Source organism: Paenibacillus sp. J22FR5 (assembly GCF_059691975.1).
In genome coordinates, this window is record NZ_JCAUAN010000010.1 from 72,434 (window position 1) to 89,753 (window position 17,320).

Genomic DNA, 17,320 nt, shown 5'->3' on the forward strand with positions numbered 1-17,320 from the left:
TGGGATATCGATCAAATATTGGAACACGAAAAGACGCCGTTTGCGTTCATAATGGATAATAATCCTATTATAAAATTTGACGCAGTGTAAACATATGTCCTTTTTTATATTGAAGTTTATTACATTTTTAGGTAATATCAAGAAAATTTACGAATGGAGGTTTTAATATGATCGGTATCGCTTCCTCGCACAACAATCGGCTGTAGGCCCCATCGTATCTTCTAAATCCTTGTCCCTCTATTCAAAAACTCTGTAAAGTGCTCTTGCAATTTCCTCTTTTCTCACTGTGAATCCTTCTTCCAAAAGCTTCAGAAATCCGAATTAATTTTGAATAACGCAATGTGGGATATGTAAAAAAACTAGGTCGGTTCACAACTCTTTCAATGAGTTGAGATATCGACCTCGTTTTTCTTTCAATAGACGAATTTTCGTTGTGCCCAATAGCTTAACACAAATAAGGAGGCTTCCGTTAAGAGCTTAGCCGCGACGAGCGGAATGCCAATGCTCTCATGAAAAAGGTGCAACATACCGTAATTTAACAATATGATAACGATAACGAGAGAGAAGTACCGAGGCAGCGATTTGCGGATAGCTGTTCCTTTTCCTTTGACAAAAACGAATCTCCGATTCATCGCGTAATTGAAAATGGAACTGCATAATCGAGCTCCGATGACGGATACGAGCAGATTCGAGGTCAACCATTGCAGCAAGAACAGTAGGGTGAAATCCAAGATTGCTGCGAATCCCGAAGACGTGGAGAACTTCAGGAAAGGAAAATAGACTCTGGCGGAATCGGCGAGCGGACGAAAGTGCGAAGATTTATTGTCGTCTAGGTAGACGGTTTCGATCGGCACCTCTACCAAGTCGTATCCGACATTTGGAGCCTCGAGAAGCATGTTCATTTCATATTCGAAGCGATCGCCTGGAACTTGGCATAACCAATCCAGCATTTCGGAAGAATAGCCTCGTAGGCCGGTTTGTGTATCTTGTATGGGCCTTCCCGTCGCAAAAGCGTACACCATCCGCGTAGCCGAATTCCCGATGCGGCTGCGCAAGGGAACCTTGCCCGTGAATTGTCTGCTGCCCAGCACGATATGATTACGATTCTCGCGAACGGCTTTCGTTAATCTCAGAATATCTCCTGGCAGATGCTGCCCGTCGCTGTCCGCACAGATGACGCCATCTCTTTCGCCGTGCTGTCTTACATAGTCGAAGCCCGTTTTCAAGGCGCTTCCTTTGCCTTGGTTGATCGGGTGGGTCAACACGGTACAACCCGCTTTCTCCACCGAATCAAATATATCGCGGTAGTCTTCACCGCTGCCGTCGTCAACGACAAGGATGGAAGCGTCGCTAGCTTCCTTTAGCTTGTGAATAAGGGTGATTAACCGTTCGTCTGGCTCGTAGGAAGGGATGAGTATAGTCATTCTAGCAGTCCTCCTTGTTATGATTTAGGAATATAGATAATGTCGCTTACGCCTCGTTCATTGCCTTTCCCAAGCGGATTGTTCACGACTCTGCCCATGAAATACATCGTGGACGAGCCACCGCCATCGAGATTATAAGCTTCAGTTACTCCGAGCTCGTGGAAAAGATTCGCAAATTCGGTTAACGTCATGCCTCGGCTATAATTGGTTGCTCTTCCATCGACCACGATAAACAGAAAGTGATTCGGCGAAATCATCCCAATACCGGTTCGCGGATTGGCGTCTTGAATCGATCGGTTGCCGAAGTTTTTGTCGATGGCCACGCTGCTGAAATCTCCGGCTACCTCGCCGTTCTCTACGAGAGTCGGGCCGAAGGAAAAGGTGTTCGTTGTTCCCTCGGATTGCAAAGCTTCCGAAGAAATCTCCTCCTCGTTATAGCTTTTCAAGGTGCCGTTGCTGAGGAGGGCCAAGCCGTCACGCGCCGGTTCGTCGCGGTAAACGGTACCGCTCCGGATGATAACGCCGTCGTTGCGAAAGCCGTAGTAATCGCCATTAATCGCGAAGACTGCATTGTTGTTTGCCGCGATCGTCGATGTGTTTTCGATGATGTTCGTACCGAAGGCGTTTTTGGCGAAAGCAGTAAGCAAGTTTGTTGTAGTGTTGAAAGTCACGTCGGCTACGAAATAGGTGATCGTGTCGGATCCAGAGCCGATTTGTACCTTTTTGATGCTGACCGTTTCGTTGTCGTCCTTATAATTCCAGTCATCCGCTTGCGCTTGCGCCGTTGATTGTTTCACGGGCTCCTCTTGGGTTGCAACGTTGTTGGAGGCGACGACGACCTCGACGTGCTCGAACAAATAACGATTGGCGAGCCCATATAGAATTACGGCGATGATAATTAGAAATATAGCTATAATGGTGATGATTTTGGCTTTTTTTCGTTGGCGAAAAATGATGATCACTCCTTCGTTTAGGATGCATGACTTCGACTGTCTGACAGGTCATGAATCTATCTTAGAGCGAGAACCTTTAATGAATCTTAAATGTCCGCAGCCGCGACTACTCGCGTTCCAATCGTTGATGCTAAGAGCTCTTGGGGAAATAATTACATACAGATCATCCGGTTTAATTAACCTATGTAGTCTCAACAAAAAAAGCGTGCGGGCCTCTTGGCTCGCACGCTTTTTTGTATGAGGGAAACCTTGTAAACCAAGCAAGGGCTCTGTTTACGGGTTAGTGAAGTGAATAGGGCATTTCAAGTTGCTTATTTGTCTACTGACAATTGTTTGGATTGGAGTAAGCAACGTGGGTGTGCTTATTATTAGCAAATGTTTCCGGAATGGAACTTTGCACAGGTAATAAGCACTTGCTATGGTCCTATCTCACAAGTTGACTTGATAGTAGAAAGAATAAGCCTTTTGGGGGTGCTTATTCTTTCCCTAAGCCTGTCTGGACGGAATGGCGAGTAGGTGCTAGACAACGATTCTCCGGTTTTCTCTAGCCCCATTCCCGTTCTCGTCCACGCGAGCTTCTCACAACGACGAATATCGCCATGATGAGGAAGATTAGCGGTAGTACCGCGGTGCGCATCCCCTCGTGGGAACGGATGTGGGTGAGCATGGCGCTAGCCATAATCATGGCAATGACACCCGCGGAGAGGAGCGCAATCCGCGGGTGCCATAGGCCAATGATGAGTCCGAAGCCGGCGACTAATTCGACGGCACCGACGATGTACATGAAACTTACACTGTACCCGTAGGTCGATGTGAAGACTTCCGTTTGCAGGTCATGGGCGGACAGCTTCAAAACCCCGAACATGACATAAGCTGCGGCCAACAAGATTTGAATGATGCGAGTCGTCCATGTCCATGCCAATACCAGAGCACCTCTGTTTGTTGAAATTGGTACTATTAGCTTGTGCAACCCTGCCAATTTCATTCAGATGTGCAACTGGCTGGTTTTACTTAAAAAGAAACCGCCAAATAGCTCAATGAGCCGACCTCATAGCTGCGGTGAATGATCTCGACAGGCCGCTTCGGATCGCCGCTTCCCATCGCGATGTAAAGCGGGATGAAATGCTCGGGGCGCGGCACTGCCATCTTCGCATTTGGTGCTTCCGTAGCGTAGTTGAACAACGCCTCTAAGTTCTGAGCTTGCATATTCGCAGCGAGCCAATCGTCAAAAGCGACCGCCCAAGCATCCGGCTCAGTGGCGTTCCAGTTCAGCGCACGCAGGTTATGCACGGTGGCGCCACTGCCAATGATCAGGATATCTTCCTGATCCAGTCCACGAAGGGCTTCGCCGATCCGATATTGCTCCGCAGGCGGCAAATACGGATTCACGGAAATTTGAATGACCGGGCATTCCGGCGTTGGGAACATTCTTAGAAGCGGTACCCACGAACCGTGGTCTAGGCCGCGTGTGCTGTCAAGCTGAACGGGGATACCCTTTGCTTGAAAACGCTCCGCGATAGATTGAGCGAGAGCAACGTCGCCTTTGGCGGGATATTTGATTTGGAAAAGCTCATCGGGAAAGCCGCGGAAATCATAAATGGTGTCATAGACATCATTCGTGGAGGAAATCGTGAGCACTTCGGTTTCCCAATGTGCGGTGAAGATGACAATGGCTTTGGGGGCCAGCTTTTTACCGTAATCAAGCAGAAATTGCGTACAAGCTGTATCCTGAAGAGCCATCATTGGGGAACCATGCCCTACAAAAATCGGTGAAATCATTGCGAACATCTCCTTATTTATCATTAATTTACTTAAATATATTTAATTACTTTATGTAACTAATGATACGCTTCGAAATCTGTTTCGTCAAGTAAGTTGATTACTTTTTGTAAGTTAGAGTAAGGGTGACTTTTCTTGCGTGAAATCACCATAAGCCTCCCAAAAGGGAGGCTTACTTAGACTCACGACCATATACATGATAGTTATTTCTCTGGATCCACAATCTCCGGGCGAGAATACGTAAGCTCCGCTGTGTCATCGTCCTGTTCAACAAATCGTTTAAGCACGTTGAGTTTGTTCTCCCAATAGCGCTCGTAATACGATAGCCAACGCTTGAGCTCCATTAGTGGCTCGGCCTCCAATCGGTATCGGGTCTCGCGGCCAACCTTGCGTTCTTTCACTAGGCCGGCCTCAGCTAGAATGCGAAGATGCTTCGATACCGCGGTGCGGCTCATTGGGAAATGACCTGATATGACCGTGACAGGCATTTCTTGATCACCGAGCAGTTGAAGCAAATGACGGCGCGTTGGATCGGCAATAGCCTGGAAGACGTCATGCTTCTGCGAAGGGATAGCCATCTTAAGCCTCGATGTAAGCAGTGAGCCGTTGGACAATGCCCGCCCAGCCTTGTGCCATGGTCTCACGAACCGTATCATGCGGTTGACCGAATTCGGTGACCTTGTCGATATCCCAGCCACCGTGGGTGAGGGTGAATTCGGTTTTGCCATCCAGATCAGTCAATTCGAAAGATAAGAACCAATCCTTGCCCCAAGAGAAGGATAAACGATTCGGTGGATCTAGTTCTGTGACTTTGCAAGGCGATTTACCGAAAGGTCCTGCCTCCAGATGAAATTCATAGCCGATCTCCGGCTTGAAATTATTCGGCATGAACCATACCGCGATGCCCTCAGCAGTAGATACCGCATTCCAAACCTTTTGAATGGGAGCATTAAAAACGAGTGTTTGTTTAATATCAGGTAGGGATTGAATTTGATTTTCCATAGTAAAAGGCCTCCAGGCAGACTAGTTTTGTTTTCTTTGTTTTCCGTGTGTTCGTTCTATTTCTTGTGTTCCTTATTTTCAAGCTACGCTTTGCTCTTCACTTTCGCTTTAAGACGCAATCGCAGCGCAGACCATTTATCATCCACCGCAACATTACTAACAACCGTATACGCTGTTGACTCATTGACTATAGCGAATAAGCTATCTCGGTTAATATCGGTTTTGACCTTCGAGCTTTGCTTGGGATACGTGATCCAGAACAGCGCATCTTCGTTTAGATAAGCTATCGCTTTATGTATCCAGGCATCCACATCAGCCGCATTTCCAACAAAAAGCTGAATAAAATCATAGGTGCCACTCGGCTCTCCCTGTTCCTCGACACCAAGCACATAGCCTTCGGGCGCTCCCATGACGAGAGCTCGTCCTTGCTTATAGCGCAGCTTTTTCAGCAATTCTTCCTGCATCTTAGCATCTCCCTTATTCCTCATGTAAAAGTCTTCAGATTAAAGCTCATCTACGTAGTTTTTCCTGCAAAGTCACTTTCCATCAGTCTCATCAACGCGAAACCTTCTGGTTACATGTTCTATTATATGAAACCATTTAGTTTCATGTCAAGGTGTACACGCCATCGTAACTTTTGGGCAATTTGGGATCGATTATTATTCTCCTTTTCGCGGAGGATGGACAAGGAACCTAGGCGATTTGAGATACCTGCTCTAAATTGATCCTGTTGCACCTATCATTAAAGATGACGGAGATCATGCCGTGGTCGATCGGATTGCACTTTTTAAGGATGATCGCTATAAAATGAGGATTGAAGCGCGAGAGGCGCTTTATTTTGCTATGCTGCGTGGGAATTTCCGGATGTGAAAATCAAGCATTATGGGAAGTTTCAGTGAGTTCACCAGAGGAGAAGTAAGAAAAATTCTAGGAGAGAGTAACAATGAGAATTGAATTCGATGGTTGAATTTGATAGGGTAAATCATAGAATCTAGCAAGGTGAAGGAGTCATGGGGAAAAAATGATACGATTTGCTATTATTGGTACGAACTGGATCACAGAGGAATTCATACATGCGGCGCGCGAAACAGGAGAGTTCGACTTGACCGCTGTTTACTCCCGCACGGCAGAAAAAGCGGCTGAATTTGCTGGGAAATTTGATATAGAACATCAATTTACTGACCTAACAGCATTTGCGCAAAGTGACGCGTTCGATGCTGTCTACATTGCGAGCCCGAACTCTCTGCATGCGGAGTATGCGGTTCATTGCATGAAGCATGGCAAGCATGTGATTTGCGAAAAGCCGGCGGCTTCGAATAGCGCTGAGCTTGCGGCGATGATTGACGCTGCACGGAGCCATAAGGTTGTGTTCATGGAGGCGCTCAAATCTACGCTGATGCCTAATTTCAAAGTGATACAAGAGAATTTACATAAGCTTGGGAAAGTAAGACGTTATTTTGCAAGCTATTGCCAATATTCGTCCAGGTATGATGCGTACAAGAAGGGCACTGTGCTGAATGCGTTTAATCCGACGTTTTCGAATGGCTCGATGATGGATCTAGGTGTGTACTGCATCTATCCATTGGTTGTATTGTTTGGCGCGCCGGAGAAAGTTCAGGCGAGTGCCGTGATGCTGGAATCCGGTGTTGATGGCGAGGGCAGTTTGTTGCTCAGCTATGAAGAGATGGATGCTGTCATTCAGCATTCCAAAATCGCCAGCTCCTACCTGCCGGCTGAAATTCAAGGCGAGTTAGCGACCATGGTGATCGATAAGATTAATCAGCCAGAGAAGGTGCAAATTCGTTACCGGGACGGCTCTGTGGAGGATCTGACGCAGGAGCAAAGCGTAAGAACAATGCGCTACGAGGCGGAGGAGTTTTGCCGACTGATCAAGGCAGGCTCACTTGAGTCTGCGACGAATTCGCATGCGAATTCCAGCGCCGCAATGGCGATCATGGATGAGGCGCGGAGGCAGATCGGGCTGGTGTTTCCGGCGGATCGGAAGTAGGGCGGGCGGCTAACAGATGAAACAAGAAGAACCTGAGGAACTCCTCAGGTTCTTCTTTATTTCAGATCGTGGAGCGGGAGATCATGTTGATGCTCCCCCAACTACTTCAACGTCCCCGTAGCATGCAGGGTGACGGCTGCGTCTTTGGTTTGAGCGGCACGCTTTTGAATCAGATGATACACAATCCCCATCAGCAGCCACGTTACGCCCATCCATAAGGCATCCTTATCCAACAAGGAGAGCAGATAGCCGATGAATCCGGCGCCGAGCAACGGAAGCACGAGATACAATACCGTTTGCTTCGGGGAGCGTTGGCGTTCTTTCATATACTTTTGCGCAATAACGGATACGTTCACGAAGAAGAAAGCGGTTAAAGCGCCGAAATTAACGAATTTCACGGCATTATCCAACGAGATGACAAGAGCGAGCAGTGATACAACGCTAACGATCACGATGTTGATGACCGGTGTGCCCAACTTCGGATGAAGGAAGGCGAACACACGCTTAGGCAGTACGTTATCTCGGCCTAACACGAAGAGGAGACGGGAAACGCTGGTTACGGACGATAGACCTTGTGTGAAAATCGCAAGAATCAAAACTGTGAGGAATACGGAGCTCAGCGCTGCGCCACCCACCATTTTAACAATTTCAAAGCCGGCAGAATCGATGTTTACAAAAGTCAGATGCGGATATACGAGCTGTGTTAGAAAAGATGGCACTAAGTAGAGAATGCTTGCGGCGATGATGATGATCATGATGGCTCGCGGGATGGTTTTCTCCGAGTTGACCGTTTCTTCTGCCATCGTCGTCACCGTATCAAAACCTAAGAACGAGAAACATATAATAGAAGCCCCAGCTAGAATGGTGGAGAAAGGCACATCCGTTTGCAGAAAAGGCTGAAGCGGGTGAATTTCACCAACACCAGATAAGTTACGGAAAAGGAAGAAGCAGAACACAGCGATAAAAATGATTTGAATCCAGACGAACAATTTGCTGATATTCGCGGAGAACTTAATACCTACGATGTTAATCAGACCGAGGACGATGTTAAGTCCAATGATCCACACATAAGCGGGAATAGACGGGAACTGTGCATGCAGGTAAATGCCGAAGGTTAGGCACGCGATGATGGGGGAGAAGAAGTAGTCCAGGAGCAGAGCCCAGCCCACAAGAAAGCCTAGATAGGGGTGGATGCTGTTTTTGGTGTAGGTATATGCGGAGCCAGAGGTTGGAAAAACCTTAGACATGACGCCATAACTATACGCGGTAAAAAAGATAGCGATAAAAGCAAGCAAATACGCTTGCGTCAGCATCCCATGTGCGTTCTCATACGCAATGCCATATATGGAGAAATAGATCATCGGGGTCATCCAAGCAAGCCCCATGTAGACGACTTGGTAAAGGCTTAAAGACTGACGTAGTTTGACTTCAGTTGTCATAGCGATAACACTTCCTCTCAGTGGTTGGCTGTGAACACTTGAACGGGTTGTATGCAAAAAAGCCAAGGAGATATCTAGGTTACAGATATCTCCCGGGCTTTTATCCCTCCGTGAACACAGGGCTAGCTGTGCGTCTCCTCTTGGTCCAGACCGGGGCGGCAAGCATTCCCGCGGAACCCTAGAAGACTTTGTATGTGATGTTTCATTACTTATGTATAAGATCGTTAAGCATTTCATTAATGATGTTAGCTATTCGGCTTTTGTGTAAGTTAATATAACACATTATTAGAGTCGTGAGAAGTATTTTAAGCGGAATAACTAAAATAGTTAGAAGTTATTGACACACACCATCAACGATGTTATGTTTAGTAACACAAACGAATACGATTGTTTACTAGGGTTCCGCCGGTACGAACCGGGCTGGTCCGAGAGTAAACCACTCTTGTAAGAGAGTGACACGGAAGGATAAAAACCTGGGAGATATCACCAAGACAATGGTCTTGTGATGTCTCCCTTTTTGTTTAATCAAAAAGCGAAGGAGAGCGATAGCATGGGGAACATTTGGAGCAAGGACATAGGGCCGGGAGGCAAATGGTCAGCGGTAATTGGCAAAGGGAAGTTGATTCGTTTGACAGCGCTCCAAGCGGGCGCGAATGTGTCGATCCAGTTGTACCACGCAAAGGACCTGACGGAGCGCTACAATATGCCGGATACGTTGAAGGCACAGCATACGGCTCATTTGACCCGAGGGAATGTGCTCATGAGCGATAATGGTCGTGCGATGGTGAGTATCGTCGAAGACAGCCTAGGCTGGCATGATCCGCTTAGCGGATACACAAGTCGTGCAGCGACGGATGCGAAATACGGGACGACGAACTATCAGGAGCTGCGCAATGATTGGCTGCGGAGCGGTCAAGAGAACTTCGCAGTAGAGTTGGTTCGCAATGGCCTGAGCATGCGGGATATGATGCCGGTTGTGAATTTATTTTCCAAAGTTGTCGTGGATGACAATGGGGATATGCGCCTCAGCCTAGATCACTGCCCAGCAGGGGCAACAGTTACGCTAAGGACGGAGCTAGATACACTGGTAGTCCTGTCTAACACGCCGAATCCACTAGATCCAAGAGAGAATTACCCATCTGTACCTGTCAAAATCGAAGTGCTTGCCGCATCACCTGTGAATGAAGACGATTATTGCTTGAATTATCGCCCGGAGAATCGCCGAGCTTTTGAAAATACATGGGAATATCACACACTGTTAGGTTCTTAATAGAAACGAAAATGCGGAGGAGGCAGGGAATATGGCTGTATTTAATCGAGTAGAGAGCCCTCGTCAAGCGGAGGATGCGATATATAGTGAAGTGATTGGGGCGGGAGATGGCTGGATGCGTGTCCTGAAGCCAGGGCAAGTGATGCGGATCGTGGATCTGGAAGGAAATCAGGCGGCAGACACCTTGTTCTATGATGCAGAGAATCCGGAGGATCACTACAGTGCGGTAGCGACGATCACGGGTCAAAGCAACATTTACTTGAGCACAGGTTCAATACTGAGAGCCGAGTCAGGTAAGGAATTACTGAAAATCGTAGCTGACACCTGCGGACGTCACGATACGGTCGGTGGATCATGCTCAGCTCAAAGCAATACCGTACGTTACTCACACGATAAACTGTCGATGCACAACTGTCGTGATACGTTCATGCTTCAGCTAGCTGGGCAGGACGTTGTGTATACGAAGCGGGATTTGGCGCCAAACATTAATTTCTTCATGAATGTACCCGTGACACCGGACGGTGGTTTGAAATTTGATGATGGCGTATCCGCGCCTGGCTGCTATGTCGAAATGCAATCTATTGGGAGCTCGATGGTGCTGATCAGCAACTGTCCGCAGCTTAACAATCCATGTAATGCCTATAACCCGACACCGATTCAGGTGCTCATCTGGGATAAATAACGAAGATAAATGCGAAGGAGTGTGGTTACGATGTTTACAAAAGTGCTAATTGCCAATCGTGGCGCGATTGCTGTGCGTATTGAGCGTACATTGCGCAAGCTTGGAGTTCAATCCGTGGCTGTGTATACGGCGGCAGATCAAGATAGTTTACATGTGGATGGAGCCGATGAAGCGGTTCTGATCGGTGAGGGGCCGGCGAAGTCGAGTTATTTAAATACAGAGCTGATTTTGAAAACAGCGCTCGAAACCGGTGCACAAGCGATCCATCCCGGCTATGGCTTCTTGAGTGAGAATGCGGATTTTGCCCGTGCTTGTCGCGAACATGGCATTGTATTCATCGGACCGACTCCTGAGCAAATGGAGATGTTCGGACTAAAACACTCTGCGCGTGAGATTGCCGAAAGAGCTGGCGTACCGATGCTGCCAGGCACTCCGCTGATTACGGAGCTAGAAGAAGCTTTCGTGGAAGCTGCGCGTATTGGTTATCCTGTTATTCTGAAAAGCACGGCAGGCGGCGGCGGTATCGGGATGCGTGTTTGCGCAGACGAGGCGACATTGCGGGCGGCATACGATGGTGTGCGCCATTTGGCCGAAACGAATTTCAAAAACGGGGGCATGTTTCTCGAAAAATATATCGCGCGTGCTCGTCACGTTGAAGTGCAAATTTTCGGCAACTCCTTGGGCGAGGTTGTCACGCTTGGTGAGCGCGATTGCTCCATTCAACGTCGTAACCAGAAGGTTATTGAAGAAAGTCCAGCTCCGAACCTGTCGGATGACGTACGCGAGGCGATGTTTGCTTCGGCGAAACGTTTGGCAGCAGAAGTTGGTTACCGCAGTGCGGGTACGGTCGAGTATCTTTATGACCCAGAGACATGTGAGTTCTACTTCTTGGAAGTGAATACACGTCTTCAAGTTGAGCACGGTGTCACCGAAGAAGTGCTGGGGATTGACCTCGTGGAGTGGATGGTGCGTGAAGCAGCATTGGAGCTGAATGATCTTCAATCGCTGATCCGCAAGCCGCAAGGCCATAGTATCCAAGCTAGAATTTACGCGGAGGACTGTCTTGGGCAGTTCCGTCCGAGTGCAGGGCAGTTGGATCGTGCTGTGTTCTCTAGCAGCGCGCGTAACGAAACGTGGGTCCGAGATGGTCTGACCGTAACGACCTTATATGATCCGATGCTGGCTAAAATTATTATTCATGGCAAGGACCGCTTAGATGCGATCCATAAATTAGTGGAAGCGCTGGCTGAAACGCGCATGTACGGTCTAACGACCAACTTGCAGTATGTGCGTGCGCTTCTACAAGAAGAAGCCTGCCTAAGCGGCAATGTCTATACGCAGTTGCTCAACACTTTCGAGCCTACCGAACGAGCGCTTGAGGTTGTCGATGGCGGTATCCAAACGACCGTGCAAGACTTCCCAGGTCGCATCCGCCATTGGGATGTTGGTGTACCGCCTTGCGGACCGATGGATCCGTTATCGTTCCGCATCGGGAACAAACTGCTTGGCAATGCCGACGATGCTTGTGGGCTAGAGATGACACTGCGTGGCGGCTCTTACAAGTTCCGCAGTGACATGTGGTTCTGCGTGACGGGTGCGGATATGCAAGCGGAGCTCGATGGCAAGACGGTTGCAACGTACCGTCCTGTGTTTGCGGCACGCGGGCAAGTGCTGAGCTTTGGCGAGGCCAAAGAAGGCATGCGCACCTATTTGCTTATCGGCGGCGGGCTAGATATGCCGAAGATTCTAGGCAGCTCGTCCACGTTTACGCTGGGCGGCTTCGGGGGGCACGGCGGACGTGCGCTTCGTACGGGAGATGTGCTAGGTGTGAATGAAGGCGGCGAGATTTTAAGTGGTGAGCCGACTGAACTCGCTATAGATCATCGCCCTGCGATGACGCGCGAGTGGACGATTGGGGTTGTTCCTGGACCGCATTGTACAGGTGAGTTTTTGCGTACGGAGTATCTGGATCAATTGACAGAAACGAGTTGGGAAGTGCATTTTAACTCCTCGCGGACAGGGGTTCGTTTGAAAGGGCCTGCTCCGCTATGGACACGGGAAGATGGCGGGGAAGCGGGACTTCACCCGTCCAATATTCATGATAATGCCTATGCGGTAGGTACACTGGATTTGACCGGAGATATGCCGATTCTGCTTGGACCAGATGGACCGAGTCTTGGCGGGTTCGTGTGTCCGGTGACGACGGCATCAGCCGAGTTCTGGAAGTTAGGTCAGCTGCACCCTGGTGATACGATCCGTTTCCATCTGCTGACGCTTCCGGAAGCGGAAGCACTGCGTGATCTGCAAGAGAGCAACCTGCGTACGATTGGCGATGGACATTTTGACCAATTAGTTCACGTGCAATTGCCTGCTGTAAATGAGGAGATTACGCCGGAATATCCGCGACTTTTCCATGAAGTGGAGAACCGTCGATTCCCAATCACCATTCGCTGCTGCGGCGATCAAAACTTGCTCGTCGAATACGGTGAGCTAGAGCTGGATTTGCTGCTGCGCTTCCAAGTGCAAGCGTTGATGCAGGCGATTGTGGAAAGTGGTTCAATTCCCGTGCTGGATCTGACGCCAGGCATTCGCTCCTTGCAAATTCATATTGATCCGTCCCAAATTACCGTGACTGAGGCGTGCCAAAAAGTCGTTGCGATTGACGCTGCCCTACCTCCTTTAGAACAGTTCCGAGTGCCTTCGCGTATTGTGCGATTGCCGTTGTCATGGGATGACCCGGCTACACAGCTGGCAATTCAACGTTATCAACAGGGCGTGCGTCCGGATGCACCTTGGTGCCCGAGCAACCTTGAATTCATTCAACGGATTAACGGATTAGACACGATAGATGAAGTGAAAAAGATTGTTTTCGAAGCGAATTACCTCGTACTGGGGTTAGGCGATGTGTATCTGGGGGCTCCTGTGGCAACGCCTGTTGATCCTCGTCATCGTTTGGTAACGACGAAATACAATCCAGCTCGTACATGGACACCGGAAAATGCCGTCGGTATTGGCGGAGCTTACATGTGTGTGTATGGGATGGAAGGTCCTGGCGGCTACCAGTTCGTAGGACGTACTATTCAAATGTGGAATCGTCTGCGCTCAACGGAGAGCTTTCAGGCGGGGAAACCTTGGTTGTTGAGATTTTTTGATCAAATTCAATTCTACGAAGTGAGTGCGGAAGAACTGCTCCAATTGCGTGAGGATTTCCCTCGCGGGCGTTATGAAGCGGACATTCAGGAGACGACTTTTGATTTAGGCGAGTATCTCCAATTCCTAAGTTCCATTGAAGATAGCGCAGATACGTTCCGTACCCAGCAGCGTATTGCGTTCGATGAAGAGCGTGAGAGCTGGAAGGCGAAAGGGTTAGCTGAATATGTCTCCGAGCAGGAAACAGGTGATGCTGCGCCGGAAGATGAGTTGCCAGCGGGAACTGTGGCTGTACGAGGTATTATGCCGGGCAGTGTGTGGAAAGTACTCGTGTCCGAAGGTGAACAAGTGAAGAAGGGTGATCAACTGGCGATTCTCGAAAGTATGAAAATGGAGTTCCCGCAGCACGCGCCATGTGACGGCTTTGTTTCGATGATTGGTGTGAAGCCGGGCGATCAGGTGCATGCAGGGCAACTCATTCTAGGTATTGCACAATCTGCGTAAGGGAGAGGTGAAGAGGTTATGGGTTTGGAAAAAGAATTAACCATTGCTTACTTGCGTGGAAAGTATGAAGTGGGCACATTATCTCCACAGGAGGTTATGGCGACAATTGTAGAGCGTTCTATCGCGGATGCCGATATGAACATTTGGATTACGCCGCCGACAATGGATGCGATCCAACCGTACTTAGATCGTTTGTCATCTCTTTCAAAAGCAGATGCACCGCTGTGGGGTATTCCCTTCGCGATCAAAGATAACATCGATCTAGCTGGCGTTCCGACAACGGCAGGCTGTGTGGAATATGCATATACGCCGGATGAACATGCGGGAGTCGTGGAGAGGTTGATTGCTGCAGGCGCCATTCCTGTAGGCAAAACGAACCTAGACCAGTTCGCAACGGGTCTAGTCGGCGCGAGAAGCCCTTACGGTGACGCGCATAACGCGCTGCGTCCCGAATTGATTAGCGGCGGCTCGAGCTCAGGCTCAGCCGTCAGCGTAGCCCGTGGCCAAGTAGTCTTCTCGCTTGGCACGGATACAGCCGGCTCTGGCCGTGTGCCGGCAGCGCTGAATCGCCTAGTCGGCTATAAGCCGAGTCTCGGCGCTTGGCCGACCAAAGGTGTCGTGCCAGCTTGTGCGAGCCTCGACTGTGTCACGGTCTTCGCGCATACCCTTGAGGATGCGCTAGTCGTGGACAGCGTGGCGCGCGGTGTCCACGCGGAAGATCCTTGGTCAAGGAGCGTAGTGCGGAAGGCGGCTGGACTTCCTGTTCGAATTTGCCTGCCTCAAGGTGAGCTAGGCTTTTATGGACCTTACGCTGTCGAGTATCGTGCTGCGTGGGGGGAAGCGGTTAGCCACTTGAAGGAAGTGTGTCTTCGTGAGAATATCCCTGTAGTTGAAATTGATGTGAGTTTATTCGCGCAAGCTGCGGCGATTTTATATGAAGGTCCATGGGTAGCTGAACGCTGGGCCGATATAGGGCCGTTTATCGAAGCCAATCCGGGTGTAGCCTACCCAGTAACGGAGGAGATATTGCGCTCGGGCTCCGCTGCCGAGTACGATGCGGCTTCGGTGTTTGTTGCGATGCATAAGCTTCAAGAGCTTAAGCTTGAAGCGCGTAAGCTGCTTCAAGATGCTGTGCTTGTGATGCCGACCTGCGGTGGCACTTGGACACGCGAGCAAGTGCTTGCTGATCCGATCAGCACGAATCGTGACATGGGTCGTTATACGAACCATTGCAACCTGTTGGATCTGTCTGCTGTGTCTGTGCCTGCGGGCGATGCGGCGCCGGAGACGCCTTTTGGGATTACACTCTTCGCATTAGCCGAAGAGGAAGGGTTGATTTGTGGGGCTGCGGAGTTGTTCGTGGCGGCGAGTGGTGGAGTGAGAGCTGAGGCAGCTGCGAGTGAGGAAGTGAGTGCTGTAGACGGAGCAGTGAGTGCAGGTGCGAGTGCGAGTTCAAGTTCAAGTGCGAGTTCAAGTACGGATAGCGCCGTTGCTGTGCAAACGACGCTGGTGGCGGTTTGCGGGCTGCACATGCGTGGCTACCCGCTGGAGAAACAAATGCAAGGCTGTGGAGCACGGTTCATCCGAGAGGATGAATCCGCTGCGAAGTACAGCCTTGTGAAGCTGCCGACATCCCCTGCGAAGCCGGGGATGATCAAGCAACAGCAGGGTGGCGCGGCCATCCAGCTGGAGATCTGGGAGATGCCGCTCGAAGCATTCGGCGGCTTCGCTGCAGCGATCCCAGCTCCGCTCGGGATCGGCAAGGTTGAGCTCCGGGACGGCACGGAAGTCCCGGGCTTCGTGTGTGAAGCTTACGCGGCCGCAGGCGCGGAAGATGTTACGGCGTTGCGCAGCTGGCGCAACGTGGTGCCTTTGTAATCGGCGGCGTCAGCGCCGATCGTGTTCTACCGGCCGCTCAGAGTGGCGGCCGTGCTTTGCTGAGGAGCACGCTTTCGGCGACTCAGCGGGTATTTGAGACCTCTCGTGGCAGCTTAGCTGCTGAGAGGTTTTATTAACGTACTCGCGGTCAAACTCTGTTAAACGACAAACACTAACAGCCGTCTCTTTTAGTTATTAAGGAAACCAAAGCCACAAAAATATGCCAGGAGGATTTGGATTATCTCGAAATTCGATTAGGCAAGCACCTCCATTGCTAGGACGCACATACACTGTTATAACTTGGAATACATTACATTAAGCAGTGGTGATGAGGAGGGGTACAGTTCAGATATACAGTGCAATATATACCTCTAAGTAAGATTAAGCAGGAAAGTAACATCACTAAGACCTCACAACCAAAGAAGGAGTTAAAAAAAGTTGCACAGGATCTTATGCATCTATTGATTGTGTATAAAAGCAGAAAAGATGGTGGTTATATTATCCGAGACGGACATCATCATTTCGATTTCCTCAAAAAGCACACAAATAAAAATCGGGCAGCTTGTCTCGTGGATGAAAGCAAGATTTCAGCTAACATTGGAAGATTTGTTAATCAATTCCGAAAACGACAACTGCCTTATGAAGTTCCTTACCTCAAACCAGATCGGATTGAAGTCAATAGCTGGTCTATCATTCGTAATTTTCTGAAACGTGAACCCCGTTTTCGAAGGCTTTCCCGAAGACAGCAATTGAAGGTACTTCGGCTTGGAATTCAATATAAGAAAACAACCGTTCAAGCTATGCAAGCAAAAGTAGAAGATATATTGAAAAAGGTAGTACTCTGATTAGACTAAGCTAACAAGGAGCTTAGTTAATAAGGGACTCATATACAAAAAAAGGAAGGTGCTGCCACTGCAGCTCCTTCCTTTTTTTGCAATCAAGAATTTTGTATATGTGTCTAGTTAATCGCAGAATTACGTAATTGTTGTTAGGGATAAAAACGGCCAAATGAAAAACATTAAAACAGGCTTACGCTAACTGATATTTGTCCATACATTTCTAATGCCATTGAAATACAATAGACCATCTGATAAAAGAAGGGAGCTAACTGGAATGGGTTACACAGCAGGAGGTTGTTATAGCGGTGGTTTGGGTACAAGTACGGCAGTTGTTTTGGTTCTTTTCATTCTTTTGGTTATTATCACCAGTGCTTTTGCGTGGTAATTTGTAA

The 17,320-nt window shown here is 49.1% G+C and carries 15 protein-coding genes and 2 riboswitches; of the genes, 7 read left to right on the top strand and 8 right to left on the bottom strand.

Annotated features, from left to right (window positions below):
• Positions 1–413: 413 nt before the first annotated feature.
• From AC58P7_RS15395 to AC58P7_RS15425, 7 genes are all read right to left on the bottom strand, one after another.
• The gene (locus AC58P7_RS15395; RefSeq protein ID WP_497344244.1) at positions 414–1,424 is read right to left on the bottom strand and encodes a glycosyltransferase; all 1,011 of its coding nucleotides are present in this window, start codon (positions 1,422–1,424) and stop codon (positions 414–416) included.
• A 17-nt stretch (positions 1,425–1,441) separates the two neighbouring features.
• Entirely contained in the window at positions 1,442–2,386 is a 945-nt protein-coding gene (locus AC58P7_RS15400) for a phosphodiester glycosidase family protein (protein ID WP_497344246.1), read from the bottom strand.
• Between the two features lie 535 nt (positions 2,387–2,921).
• Positions 2,922–3,299, bottom strand: coding sequence for a DoxX family protein (locus AC58P7_RS15405; RefSeq protein WP_497344248.1), 378 nt, complete (start codon positions 3,297–3,299; stop codon positions 2,922–2,924).
• A gap of 89 nt (positions 3,300–3,388) precedes the next feature.
• Positions 3,389–4,156, bottom strand: a complete 768-nt coding sequence (locus AC58P7_RS15410) for a DODA-type extradiol aromatic ring-opening family dioxygenase (protein ID WP_497344250.1) — start codon at positions 4,154–4,156, stop codon at positions 3,389–3,391.
• A 203-nt stretch (positions 4,157–4,359) separates the two neighbouring features.
• The gene (locus AC58P7_RS15415; protein ID WP_497344252.1) at positions 4,360–4,734 is read right to left on the bottom strand and encodes an ArsR/SmtB family transcription factor; all 375 of its coding nucleotides are present in this window, start codon (positions 4,732–4,734) and stop codon (positions 4,360–4,362) included.
• Between the two features lies 1 nt (position 4,735).
• Positions 4,736–5,158: an SRPBCC family protein gene (locus tag AC58P7_RS15420; protein WP_497344254.1), complete on the bottom strand. Its 423-nt coding sequence runs from the start codon at positions 5,156–5,158 to the stop codon at positions 4,736–4,738.
• Between the two features lie 83 nt (positions 5,159–5,241).
• Positions 5,242–5,622: a hypothetical protein gene (locus AC58P7_RS15425; RefSeq protein ID WP_497344256.1), complete on the bottom strand. Its 381-nt coding sequence runs from the start codon at positions 5,620–5,622 to the stop codon at positions 5,242–5,244.
• A 557-nt stretch (positions 5,623–6,179) separates the two neighbouring features.
• Between AC58P7_RS15425 and AC58P7_RS15430 the strand changes: the two genes are divergently transcribed.
• Entirely contained in the window at positions 6,180–7,166 is a 987-nt protein-coding gene (locus tag AC58P7_RS15430; RefSeq protein ID WP_497344258.1) for a Gfo/Idh/MocA family protein, read from the top strand.
• 101 nt (positions 7,167–7,267) lie between these two features.
• On the opposite strand, the gene AC58P7_RS15435 is transcribed toward AC58P7_RS15430, so the two are convergent.
• Positions 7,268–8,605 carry an APC family permease gene (locus AC58P7_RS15435; protein ID WP_497344260.1) on the bottom strand — a complete coding sequence of 446 codons (1,338 nt, stop codon included), beginning with the start codon at positions 8,603–8,605 and terminating at the stop codon, positions 7,268–7,270.
• Positions 8,606–8,692: 87 nt separating this feature from the next.
• A riboswitch (guanidine-I (ykkC/yxkD leader) is annotated at positions 8,693–8,798 on the bottom strand.
• A gap of 190 nt (positions 8,799–8,988) precedes the next feature.
• Positions 8,989–9,087, top strand: a riboswitch (guanidine-I (ykkC/yxkD leader).
• Between the two features lie 68 nt (positions 9,088–9,155).
• On the opposite strand from AC58P7_RS15435, the gene AC58P7_RS15440 reads away from it, so the two are divergent.
• The 6 genes from AC58P7_RS15440 to AC58P7_RS15465 all read left to right on the top strand — a co-directional run bounded on the left by AC58P7_RS15440 (position 9,156) and on the right by AC58P7_RS15465 (position 17,313).
• Positions 9,156–9,875 carry an urea amidolyase associated protein UAAP1 gene (locus AC58P7_RS15440; RefSeq protein ID WP_497344262.1) on the top strand — a complete coding sequence of 240 codons (720 nt, stop codon included), beginning with the start codon at positions 9,156–9,158 and terminating at the stop codon, positions 9,873–9,875.
• A gap of 31 nt (positions 9,876–9,906) precedes the next feature.
• Positions 9,907–10,557 carry an urea amidolyase associated protein UAAP2 gene (locus AC58P7_RS15445; RefSeq protein ID WP_497344264.1) on the top strand — a complete coding sequence of 217 codons (651 nt, stop codon included), beginning with the start codon at positions 9,907–9,909 and terminating at the stop codon, positions 10,555–10,557.
• Positions 10,558–10,587: 30 nt separating this feature from the next.
• On the top strand, positions 10,588–14,211 hold the full coding sequence (gene uca, locus AC58P7_RS15450; RefSeq protein ID WP_497344266.1) for an urea carboxylase: 3,624 nt from the start codon (positions 10,588–10,590) through the stop codon (positions 14,209–14,211).
• Between the two features lie 18 nt (positions 14,212–14,229).
• On the top strand, positions 14,230–16,089 hold the full coding sequence (gene atzF, locus AC58P7_RS15455; RefSeq protein WP_497344268.1) for an allophanate hydrolase: 1,860 nt from the start codon (positions 14,230–14,232) through the stop codon (positions 16,087–16,089).
• Positions 16,090–16,541: 452 nt separating this feature from the next.
• Positions 16,542–16,934 carry a hypothetical protein gene (locus AC58P7_RS15460; protein WP_497344270.1) on the top strand — a complete coding sequence of 131 codons (393 nt, stop codon included), beginning with the start codon at positions 16,542–16,544 and terminating at the stop codon, positions 16,932–16,934.
• 268 nt (positions 16,935–17,202) lie between these two features.
• On the top strand, positions 17,203–17,313 hold the full coding sequence (locus AC58P7_RS15465) for a YjcZ family sporulation protein (RefSeq protein ID WP_497344272.1): 111 nt from the start codon (positions 17,203–17,205) through the stop codon (positions 17,311–17,313).
• Positions 17,314–17,320: the final 7 nt, after the last annotated feature.